Source organism: Desulfotruncus alcoholivorax DSM 16058 (genome assembly GCF_000430885.1).
Taxonomy (GTDB): Bacteria; Bacillota; Desulfotomaculia; order Desulfotomaculales; family Desulfallaceae; genus Desulfotruncus; species Desulfotruncus alcoholivorax.
Map to the genome: position 1 here is coordinate 26,714 of NZ_AUMW01000034.1, position 11,352 is coordinate 38,065.

Here is an 11,352-nt window from a genome sequence, read left to right on the forward strand (position 1 = left end):
AAACAAGGCGGGTTCTTTCCGGTAATAAACGATACTTATTTATTCATCCAGTAGTAACCTTCCCTGGCTATTCTTTCCTTCTCCATTTGCTGCAGCTGCCTCCACTGGATCTTGCCAGTTCCGCTTTTCGGCAGTGAGTCGACAAACTCGACAATGCGCGGGTATCTGTAGGCAGCCATTTTGTCCTTGGCCCAATTTATAAATTCCTTTTCGGTAAGCTTACCTTGATAATCTTGTCGCAACACGACAAATGCCTTAACGTTTTCCACTCTTACCGGGTCTGAAACACCGACAACGCAAACTTCCGCTACTGCCGGGTGCTGGTAGAGAACACCTTCCACCTCGGTTGGCCAAACTTTGAACCCGGCGGCATTAATCATCCGCTTGCTCCGGTCGATAATGTAAAAATAACCTTCCTCATCCATGCTGCAAATGTCACCGGTCCGCAAGAATTTTTTGCCTTCAAGTTCAATGAAGGCTTCCTCAGTATCCAGGGGCCGGTTCCAATAACCTTTCATTACCTCGGGACCATTAATCACCAATTCCCCCTCCTTGCCCGGTGGAAGTTCCTTACCCGTGTCAAGGTCGATAATTCTTGCATCAACGCCGAAGTCAGGTATACCGATGCATTGCAGCTTGGCTCTATCCGGCGGGTTAAAGTGGGTTTGGGAAATGGTTTCGGTCATCCCGTACCCTTCTAAATACCTCAGCCCGGTTAATTCGTACAGCTTTTGTCCTACAGCTACCGGCAAAGGAGCACCGCCTCCGCCCATGATCATTAATGAGCTGAGGTTGCGGTTGGCGATGTCCGGATGATTCAGGACGTCTATAACCATTGTGGTGATATTGGTCCAAACTGTAACACCGTATTTTTCAATAGCTGAAATCGCCGTCTCCCGATCCCAGCGGGTTAACAACACAATGGTACCCCCGACATAAATAGGGGCAAGTAAACTGTGAATTAATCCCGTGACATGGAAAAACGGTAATGTTGCCAGTGCCTTCCCGCTGGATACCATGTTATGCCAAACCGCTGAGCTGACAGCATTGGAAATAACGGTGGCGTGGGTGTGGATACAGCCCTTGGGTACACCGGTGGAGCCCGAAGTATATGGAAGCATGGACATATCATCGACAGTAACTTCTACCGGTGGAGGAGCGGCCTGGTACGAGTTAAGAGTCTCCAGCCACCTCTTTGCTGAACCAATCAGCGCAGCCTTGTTCAGCATTGCCTCCGGCACCGGTAGTTCTGGCCGCTCAGGCAGATAATCGCTGTATTCGCCTACAAAAACCTCTCTCAGGCTGGTCTCTGCCTGTATCTTTTGCACCCTGCCGTATATATCGGAAGTAGTAATTAATGCAACAGCGCCACTGTCATCAAGCAAAACTTTTAATTCGTGCTCGGTAAGCATGGGGTTAATTGGTACTACAACTGCATTAGCTCTCATAATGCCAAAATAACCAATGATAAAATGAGGTGTGTTTTGGAGATATAATGCTACTCTATCTCCCTTTCTGACTCCCAGGCCATATAATGCGGCAGCTGTTCTCTCAACTGCGTCCCACATTTCGCGGTAACTAATTTTCTTACCGTAATATATTACAGCGGGCTTATCCGGGTAGCGGCGGGCTGATGTTTCCAGGAATTCAAAAAGTGGAACTTGGGGGTAATCCAATTCATAGGGAACTCTTGCAGGCCAGAATTTAAAATGTACAGTGTTTTTCATTTCATTCCACTCCTTGTTTTAGACTGTTATTCTCCTTCAAACAGGCGGCGCGGGTTATCGGTCATGATGGTATGGATCTGCTCGTCAGTAATGTTCGCCTTTTTAAGAGCAGGAATAATGTTTTTAAAAATGTGTAGCAGGTTCCAGTTGGCTACCAGTGGCATCATCGGCTCAGTAACCGGGAATTGGCGTCCCAGCCAGTTTATAATGGAGTCATGTGACAGCATAATTTGTTTTTCAAACCCGAGCCCAACGAGGCCGATAACGGTTCCGGTTCTTAACACATCCGGGTACAAAACGTCAAGGCCGAACCGGTCAAAGCCAAGAAACGGACCCTTTTTTAAGACTTCCAGGTGATACTGCAGGTTGGAGTTCCCACACATATGCCCAATCATTAAGCGTTTTACATCCGCACCTTTATTAATTAGGAAATCTGCCTGCTGCGGCGCCATCGTACCGGCTTCGGTATGGGTGATAATCGGCACTCCTGTTTCTTTTTGAGCTAAAACTGCGGCTTCCATAATCATTTGCTCATACGGAGCGATGGCATTGTGGCCGGTGCCAACTTTTATCACACCAGCTTTAACCCCGGTGTCACCTATGCCCTGGGTAAGGTCTTTCATCATAGTTTCAAAAATTTCTTTTACAACCGATTGCGGGTTTCCGGAAAAAAGCGCCCTGGTTTTAAAATATGCGGCTGCGCCTTCCGCCTCGGTATAAAGTCCCGTGGCACAAATGATATTAACGCCTGTCTTATCCGATACGATTTTATAAAGCTCAGGATCCCGTGTGCCATCATTGGGTGTTGCATCAACAATGGTTTTTAAACCATATTGCTGTGCCTGGCTAATCATTTCAATGCATACTTGAGCCGCTTCTTCGCGGTTATAGGCAGGGGCCGCCGAATCATACTGCCAGCCGGGATAACCAAAAATGAGATGCTCATGCATTAAAGTAGTTCCCAGATTATCAGAGGAAACAGGCCCCAAAACTGTGTTTACTGTTTTAGACATGCAAAATCATCCTTTCTACAAAAATTGCTTTTGGTTTAAAAAACTTCAATACTATCTGTTAAAAAGCAGAGACTCCTATACTGAAATGCTCTCGCTGGATACTAAACAGAGTTAAATTAATAAACGGGCAATTGATTGGCTTTTTAAACACCCCCCATATAAAAATTCTTTAACTGCTTTTTAGATGTTAAATTTCTAAACGTATTGTTAATTTTCTGATATTTCACATGATTTGGTTGGATATTTAATATCCCAATTTCCTTGTAAACTTTTATTTCGGGCTGAGCTCCCAGCAGTTCATTAAATTTAACCACAGTTGACTTAAAATATTGAGATTGGCCTTGTTCTCGTAAAGCTTCCTGGTTTCCATTGCAAATTTATGCCTCCATTATAATGTCTAAATATTTTGGGTGACGCTTATTGAATTTATCTCCTTATTGTCTTGAATCCTTTGATTTTGATAATAAGCAAAAATCATTCCAAAAGTATGGAATATTAACAGGGTTCATGTAAGACGCCTTGCTACCAAGGCATGAGTTTTGCTTATATACATTTAAACCCGATATACTAAGGAGGATATTAGCAAGATTTAACCGTAAATCTTGCAATGATAGAAATGGGAATTACACTAAAAGCAAATTTAATGAAAAAATTAAGCCAGGTGGCGCTGGGAAAAGAACCAGCCGATCTAATTTTAAAAAATGCTGATATATTAAATGTTTATACCGGGGAAGTACTCCACGGGTTTCAAGTATTAATCGCCGGGGACAGAATTGCTTATGTAGGGCCTGACCATGATTTTCCAGTGGGTCCTGGCACGAATGTCGTCGACGTGGAAGGCAAAACAGTAATCCCGGGTATGATTGACGGCCACATTCACATGGATGCCTGGATGAGTGTTGGTGAATTCGTTAGACTTTCGCTCCCTACAGGAACCACGACAATAATTACGGAATGCACATCTCCCTCTAATTCCATGGGGCAACAGGGAGTTTTGGAATTTATTAACCAGTTGAAGGACCAGCCGCAGAGATTTTTTGTTACCGCCCCAACCATCTCATTTCTCTGTTCAAATTATGGCGAAAACCTAAAGGCGATTGATGCAGACGGTATGCTTCAACTGTTAAGGAAGCCTGAAGTGTTAGGCTTAGGAGAGATATACTGGCCAAACTTGCTGAACGGTACTAGCCAAGAAGCATTAATTAACCTAATAGAAAAGACTTTGGAAATGGGAAAAGTCATTGGCGGTCATGGTGCAGGGGCTAAAAATAAAAAGCTTGCGGCTATGGTTGCTTATGGCGTTAACTCCTGTCATGAGCCTATTACAGCGGAAGAGGTACAGGAAAGGCTAAGGTTCGGCCTTTTTACCATGATTAGGGAGGGATCAGTTCGCCAAGAGCTGTCAACAGTTATTGCCCCCCTGGTAAAAATGAAACTGGATCTGCGCCGGGCCATTTTGGTGTCAGATGGAACATGGCCCGGTGTCCTAATGAGCCAGGGCCATATGAACCATATAGTGCAAAAAGCTATAGACCTTGGACTTGACCCGGTTTCAGCCATCAGGATGGTTACGCTCAACGCTGCCGAACATTTTCATTTAGATGACGACTTAGGTGGTATTGCACCTGGCAAATGTGCTGACCTTGTAATCATACCCGATCTCAGGACTATTGTACCCCAACAAGTAATTTGCAAGGGAAAACTGGTTGCCGTGGCTGGAAAGTTACTGGCGGAGCCGGCAGCACTTAGCTATTCGCTCAATACTTATGAATGTGTCCGGTTACCTCGGATTGAGCCAGGTTATTTTAAAATAAAGTGTGAAGCTATCGATAACGGTGAAGTTAAAGTTAGAGTAATTGATTTAATAACCAGCATTGTGAACAGGGAAACCGTTTTAACACTGCCCGTTAAAAACGGAGTAGTATCCACATCAGCAATTGAAGATGTAATTAAGGCAGCTGTTATTGATCGATATAGCGGGAGCGGGCGTGGAACAATAGGTTTACTTAAAGGTTATGGTCTCAGCCGGGGTGCCCTGGCCAGCAGCTTTAGCTTTGACGAAGGCAACCTTGTTGTTATTGGCTGCAATGATGATGATATGGCTTTTGCGGTTAACCGAATTAAAGAATTAAATGGTGGCATGGTTTATTGCTGTGACGGTAAGGTAATAGAAGAAATACCTATGCCAATTTTTGGATCGATGTCTGAAATGAGCGGAAAAGAAATCGCCAATAGCATAAAGGCTCTGGAAAAATCAATACGGTCTGCAGGATGCCAGGGTGAAAACCCGCTCCTAACCTTGTTTACCATCACCTTTACAGCCATTCCTTCAATTAGATTGCTTTCAAGGGGGTATTGGCTGGCCAAGGAAAACAGATTTGCAGGGATTTTTGCTTGAATTTAATTAAGGGGAGATAACGATGCCAAGATTACCTGTTTTACCTTTAGAACAAATGCCGGAAAAAACCCGTAATATGATAACTGGAGGAAAGTCCGGTCTAAGTGGCTTGAATATCAATAAAATGATAGCCCATGCGGAAAATAGCGCACGCCATTTTATGCGCCTGGGTAATTCTTTGCTTACTCAGGCTGAACTGGACGAAAGAGTGCGTGAACTTGTGATACTCAGGATTGCCACCCTTTGCCGCTCATATTACGAATGGTACCAGCATGAAATTCTAGCCAGAAAAGTGGGAGTGCCGGAAGAACAAATAGCTGCTGTAAAAGAAGGGCCTGACAGCCCGGTATTTAATGCATTGGAGAAAGCAGCACTGCGCTATACCGAAGAGGTTACATTGAATGTTAAATCCAGTGATGAGACATTTAATGAAGTGGCCAAACATTTAAATCACCGGGAGTTGGTGGAATTAACCTTAACTATAGGCTTCTACAACCTGGTTGCGCGCTTTTTGGAGAATACAGAAGTCCAAATTGAAACCAGTAAGTAATTTAATATTAAACCAAAGCGGTTGGCTTTAACCAACCGCTTTGGTTTAATGATTAATATGAGCTTTTTAGTTATCTGTTTTACGTTAATCTATTTCAATTGTTCAAATTTTTTCTTTTCTTCCTCCACCAGCTTACGCCTTAAAAGCTTTCCAACTGCTGATTTGGGAAGATCTTCTCTAAATTCAACCAATTTAGGCACTTTATAGGGCGCCAGTCTTTCCTTGCAAAAAGCGATTATCTCTTCTTCCGCAGCTGTTTCACCCTGCTTTAGAACAATATATGCCTTAACAGTTTCACCCCGGTAAGGATGAGGAATTCCGGCAACCATTGCTTCTTGAATCTTGGGATGTTCAAACAAAACTTCTTCAATTTCGCGGGGATATATATTATAGCCGCCCGCGATAATCATATCCTTTTTACGGTCAACGATGAAGAAATAGCCATCTTCATCCATTCTAGCCATATCACCGGTATGCAACCAGCCATTTTTCAAAGTTTTCTCTGTTTCCTCCGGGCGATTCCAATATCCTTTCATCACTTGGGGCCCTCTTACGACCAACTCGCCGACTTCACCAACGGGCAGCGGATTTCCGGTTTCAGGGTCAACTATTGCGGCATCGGTTGAGGAATAAGGTATGCCTATGCTGCCAGGTTTGCCAACCCCAAAAAGAACCGGGTTGCAGTGGGTTACGGGTGAGGCCTCGGATAGGCCGTAACCTTCACAGAACAGGGAATCACTACCTTCCAGCTTTTTGTTCATACCATAGTACACTTCCAGCGGCAGCGGGCCCGCCCCGGAATTATACAGCATTACTTTGGAGAAATCCTGATAGTCCTTAAAGTCGGGACTATTAAGCAAAGCAAAGTACATGGTGGGTACACCGGGGAAAAACGTAGGCTTTAATTCACTGATAATCTTGCCTATTTCTGCAGGTACGAATCTGGGAACTAAAATCATGGTAGTGCCGGAAGCCATGGCCAGGTTCATGCAGCAGGTCATGCCGAAAACATGGAAGAAAGGAAGCACACTCAGGATAAGTTCTTTAATCTCATCTTTAATTATAGCGGCCAATACCTGGCAGGAGTTTGCATACAGGTTGTAGTGGGTGAGCATGGCGGCTTTGGGAACACCGGTCGTGCCGCCGGTGTACTGCAGCACTGCCAGGTCTTCCTGCGGGTCAACTTCAACATATGGCGGATTCGGTCGGTCCGCCGAGTACAGTTCAGGGAACCAAACAGCATCATCCGGCAAGGTTTCAGGTTTACCGGTAAAGCCGGTGATAAATACTTTTTCCAGCTGGGTGTTGGCGCGTATATTTTTAACCCTGGGATACAGGTCTGCCAGGGTAACCATCATCTTGGAGCCTGAATCGTTAACTTGGTGCTCAATTTCTCTTTCTACATACATGGGATTGGTATTTACCACTATTCCGCCAAGGCTTAATATGGCATAATAAGCTATTACGAAGTCAGGGCAGTTGGGAAGCATAATGGCTACCCTGTCGCCTTTACGTAAACCCATATCGTTTAATGCAGAGGCAACTCTTTTTACACACGCTTCAAGCTGAGCATACTTAATCTCATGCCCATAAAAAATGATAGCAGTCCTATTTGGGACTTTTTTAGCCGAATTAAATAACAAGCTGTGCAGGGGTTGGGGATCAATTTTAATCTCCCACTCTATACCCGCGTTCTCGTAAATTTTTAAATACGGCCTTGGAAAATCCATCCTCTGACACCCCCATATTTCTCTAAAATTGTCGCTTTTTTAATTTTTGTGCAATTTTCATACCGGGTGCTGATCTGTTTTTTAAATACTTTCAAAAAAACAGATAACCGCGGTTATTTATTAAAAATTTTAAAAACCGCGGCATTAATTGAAATTGTTATAATTTTAAATTAAGTCTATTTTTTAAACAAGGTTGTTAATTAAATGAACATATAGTTGTCTCAATTATCAGCTTCAATACCGGCGATTACCCTGGCCAATTTCTTCTTATACTCCAGATTGGCCTGGCGCGAAATCATGATCCTCTGGGCCTGGGGTGAACCAGCGCCATGCATGGATTCGGTCCGGTAACCAACGGCAGCACAACCAAGGGTCATATTTTCCACCAGTCTCAGCATGCGCATGCGGTGTTCCGTAGGAACAGACCGTACCCCTTTGAGGTACTTTTCTATATACGGGCCAATTACAGGGTGCCGAAAGTCTTTTTCTGATGGCATTGTAACCATTAATCCACCTGCGATATCTTCAGCCAACCGGGATATTTCATAAGGAAAACGGGTTACGTTTTGTTTGCAAACATTGGCCAATAACTGGTTAATTAAATACGTTCCCGAAGCAGTGCGGTGACCTTGACAGGAACAGGCAATACCGCAGGAATAAAGCGTCTCATTAAGGTGAATCATTTCAATCAGTTTATCTTTGACATGGGAAGCTCTGGCGGTGCCATTATAATCAGCCAGCATTGCCGCGGCGCCGATAAGAACGTCACCTACCCCTACCTTGCACCCGCCGTAACTCTGACGGTGGTAACCGGCAAAGCGTTCAACCAGGCTGCCGGCAAACTGGTATTCCCCAAGCATAAACACACGTTCTTTAGGAACAAAAACATCTTCAAAAATAACCAGTGCTTCCTGTCCACCATATCGCGCGTTACCAACATCCATATCTGAACCTTCCATTTTTCTGGTATCGCAGGACTGGCGTCCGTAGATATAAAAAATACCGGGTGCATCGCTTGGCACAGCAAATGAAACCGCATAGTCCTTGTCTGCCTCGGTCATGGCGATGGTGGGCATGACACAGACTTCATGAGAGTTAACGGCCCCGGTCTGGTGCACCTTGGCCCCGCGGACAACAATACCATCAGAAGATTTACCCACCACCCGCAGGTAGAGGTCCGGGTCCGCCTGCTCACTTGGCCGTAAGGAACGGTCACCTTTGGGGTCCGTCATGGCTCCGTCAACCACCAGGTCGTTATCCTGCACATGTTTTAAAAAACTACGAAACCGCTGGTGATATACCGTACCCAACTTTTGGTCCATTTCATATGTAACGCTGTCAAGGGCGTTAATAGCATCCATGCCTACGCAACGCTGAAAGCAGGAGGCTGTTTTTTGTCCCATCAAGCGCAGCATCTGCACCTTGCGCACTAAGTCGTCCGTGCTCTGGTGAAGATGGGTAAACCTGTTGACGGTTTCTCCCGACAAGTTTGATGTTGCGTTCAACAATTCGCTGTACCTTTCATCAGCTGCCAGTTCAAAACTCTTGGCCACCGAATTTATTGAAGGTCGAATAATGGGGTGGTCGACAAAATTTTCCACCAATTCTCCAAACATGTAAAGTTTTATATCTAATTTTCGCAAGCTATCCAGGTACTCCTGCGCAGTTTTCAGAGCCATAGTAACATCTCCTTTTAAAGAAAGTTTTTAAAGAAAGTTATCACTGTTCCAAACTATTTCAATCTATTTGCCGCCAAAGGTTTTCTTAACGGCTTCCATAAAGTCCACCGCGTCATGACGCACAGCAGTGTAGAAGTCCGTATCCAGGTGACGGTAAAGCATTTCTCTGGTCATTCTTATGGCATGTTCCTTTTTGGAGGCAAGGTTTTGGGCAAGCTCAAGTGCTGTTGGCATCAACTGATCACCGGGCAACACTTGCGTTACCAGCCCCATGTTCAAGGCCTCCTGAGCATCAAAGGTGCGGGCGGTGAGACATAATTCCATGGCACGCCCCAATCCAACTATTTTGGGAAGCATGTAGGGACTGGCAAACTCAGGCACTACCCCCAAGTGGGTAAAGCGAAAGCACATTTTGGCACTTTCTGAAGCGATCCTGATATCACACATCAGCGTAATCGTTATGCCCATACCCACAGCTGCTCCGTTGATGGCCGCTATTATAGGCTTTTTAAACTCATGCATCAAGGTAATCTGCTGCCCGGCTCCTCCCTGGTTTAATGAAGATTCGAAGCTGGTCGCCCCTTCGCTAAAAGAATTTAAGTCAGTGCCCGAGCTGAAGGCAGGCGGTGCTCCGGTAAGTATTACAGCACGAATAGCATCGTCCTGATTGGCCCTGCGTAATATTTGCAAATACTCCTCATGCATTTTCCGGTTCCACGCATTGCGCACCTCCGGACGGTTCATGGTAATAACTAAAACATTTTCTTTGACATCATAAAGAAAGCATTCGTAATTCATGGTAAACCTCCTACCTTTTATAGATATAGCGTCAATAATGCTTTTTATGGGTATATTTGCAAAGTTGATACCATGCGAAAAACACCAATACCCCGCAGGCCAGTCAGTAAATAACTGTACTGAAAATAGATTTTCATCAACTGCCGGTGCCGCGTCAGCGGCATGGATGTCTATTCACTGATGTTAGGAATTGTTTTAAAACTTAACGTTAAAAACAAAAAGCCGGGTTTCCTAAAGCTAACCCGACTGTTGTATTTACTCTACTTGCCTAGTTTAATACCATTTTTTAAAGTTCCAATCCCTTCAATCCTAATTTCAATGACCTGCCCATCCCGCATCGGGCCAACTCCGGCCGGAGTTCCGGTGGCAATAATGTCACCGGGGAACAGTGTCATAATTGAACTGATATACTCTATTAACTGCGGCACCGTAAAAACGAAGTCAGATGTATTACCGGACTGCACAATTTTGCCATCTAAAATAGCTTCAACCCGGGCATTTAGTGGGTTCAATTCCGTCTCAATCCACGGTCCCATTGGCGCAAAAGTATCATAGCCCTTGGCCCTTGACCACTGGCCATCGGAAAACTGAAAGTCTCTGGCTGAAACATCGTTGAAACAAGTGTAGCCCAACACGTATTTATCGTAATCTGCCGCCTTGACGTTTTTTGCCGTTTTCTTTATGACCACTGCCAATTCCGCTTCATAATCGACTCTTGCCGAGTTTGGAGGTAAAATAATATCCTCACCCGGCCCGATTACAGCTGAAGGCGGTTTAAAAAAAAGCAGCGGCGCTTGTGGAACTTCCATGTCGCTTTCTTTAGCATGCTCCCGGTAATTTAAACCGACGGCGACTATCTTTGTCGGCTGGCAAGGTGCCTTGAGCAAGAAGTCTTCTTGATGAAATGTCCGGTTAAAAAAAATAATTTCACCATCATTGTCAAAACCAATTTCCCTAATCCCTGTTCCTTCCAACACACCAGAGAAAACCTTCCCCCCAACTTCACACCTGATAAGCTTCACAATTAGTCCTCCCTTATAAAACTGGAAGTTACCCATATCTTAAAAATAACCAGGATCTGAATACAGAATACCATAGAAGGGCCGAAGCACCACCCCTAGGTTTTGTTGCTTGGAATAATTAAAATAAGTTAGACACCCATGCCGCTAACGCGGCACCAGCAGAAGGATGAAAATTTATAACAGCGAATCTCTTTCTTACGGCTGGCGAAGGGAGGTCGTTTTAACTTGGTGCTGCGAGCCCGTGAGTTAGACAGATCCCAACGACCAGGTGCACCACAGATTGTTGCTCCCTATGGGAAGCACGCAGGACAGAATAACCAATGTTGGTTGTTGCACCAGCCCTTTAATTTGCTGCCGTAGAAGGAGTAAACACATGGAAGTCGTCTATAGTCATTGCTGCGGTCTTGACGTTCATAAAAAAACCGTCGTGGCCTG

Annotated in this window: 8 protein-coding genes; 2 read left to right on the top strand and 6 right to left on the bottom strand. The window is 44.8% G+C overall.

Features of this window, described 5'->3' with window-relative positions:
• Positions 1-35: 35 nt before the first annotated feature.
• Entirely contained in the window at positions 36-1,727 is a 1,692-nt protein-coding gene (locus tag H569_RS0114930) for a long-chain-fatty-acid--CoA ligase (protein WP_027365651.1), read from the bottom strand.
• Between the two features lie 26 nt (positions 1,728-1,753).
• Positions 1,754-2,740: a phosphotriesterase family protein gene (locus H569_RS0114935; RefSeq protein ID WP_027365652.1), complete on the bottom strand. Its 987-nt coding sequence runs from the start codon at positions 2,738-2,740 to the stop codon at positions 1,754-1,756.
• 616 nt (positions 2,741-3,356) lie between these two features.
• Between H569_RS0114935 and H569_RS20555 the strand changes: the two genes are divergently transcribed.
• Complete coding sequence (locus H569_RS20555; RefSeq protein ID WP_169726477.1) at positions 3,357-5,138, top strand: adenine deaminase; 1,782 nt, start codon at positions 3,357-3,359, stop codon at positions 5,136-5,138.
• Between the two features lie 22 nt (positions 5,139-5,160).
• On the top strand, positions 5,161-5,688 hold the full coding sequence (locus H569_RS0114950; RefSeq protein ID WP_027365653.1) for a carboxymuconolactone decarboxylase family protein: 528 nt from the start codon (positions 5,161-5,163) through the stop codon (positions 5,686-5,688).
• Positions 5,689-5,777: 89 nt separating this feature from the next.
• On the opposite strand, the gene H569_RS0114955 is transcribed toward H569_RS0114950, so the two are convergent.
• The 4 genes from H569_RS0114955 to H569_RS0114975 all read right to left on the bottom strand — a co-directional run bounded on the left by H569_RS0114955 (position 5,778) and on the right by H569_RS0114975 (position 10,917).
• Positions 5,778-7,418: a long-chain-fatty-acid--CoA ligase gene (locus tag H569_RS0114955; RefSeq protein WP_027365654.1), complete on the bottom strand. Its 1,641-nt coding sequence runs from the start codon at positions 7,416-7,418 to the stop codon at positions 5,778-5,780.
• A gap of 221 nt (positions 7,419-7,639) precedes the next feature.
• Positions 7,640-9,097, bottom strand: a complete 1,458-nt coding sequence (locus tag H569_RS0114965; protein WP_027365655.1) for a 4-hydroxyphenylacetate 3-hydroxylase family protein — start codon at positions 9,095-9,097, stop codon at positions 7,640-7,642.
• A gap of 63 nt (positions 9,098-9,160) precedes the next feature.
• A complete protein-coding gene (locus H569_RS20560; protein WP_051273687.1) occupies positions 9,161-9,895 on the bottom strand; it encodes an enoyl-CoA hydratase/isomerase family protein in 735 nt (244 codons plus the stop codon).
• A gap of 260 nt (positions 9,896-10,155) precedes the next feature.
• Complete coding sequence (locus tag H569_RS0114975; RefSeq protein WP_027365656.1) at positions 10,156-10,917, bottom strand: fumarylacetoacetate hydrolase family protein; 762 nt, start codon at positions 10,915-10,917, stop codon at positions 10,156-10,158.
• Positions 10,918-11,352: the final 435 nt, after the last annotated feature.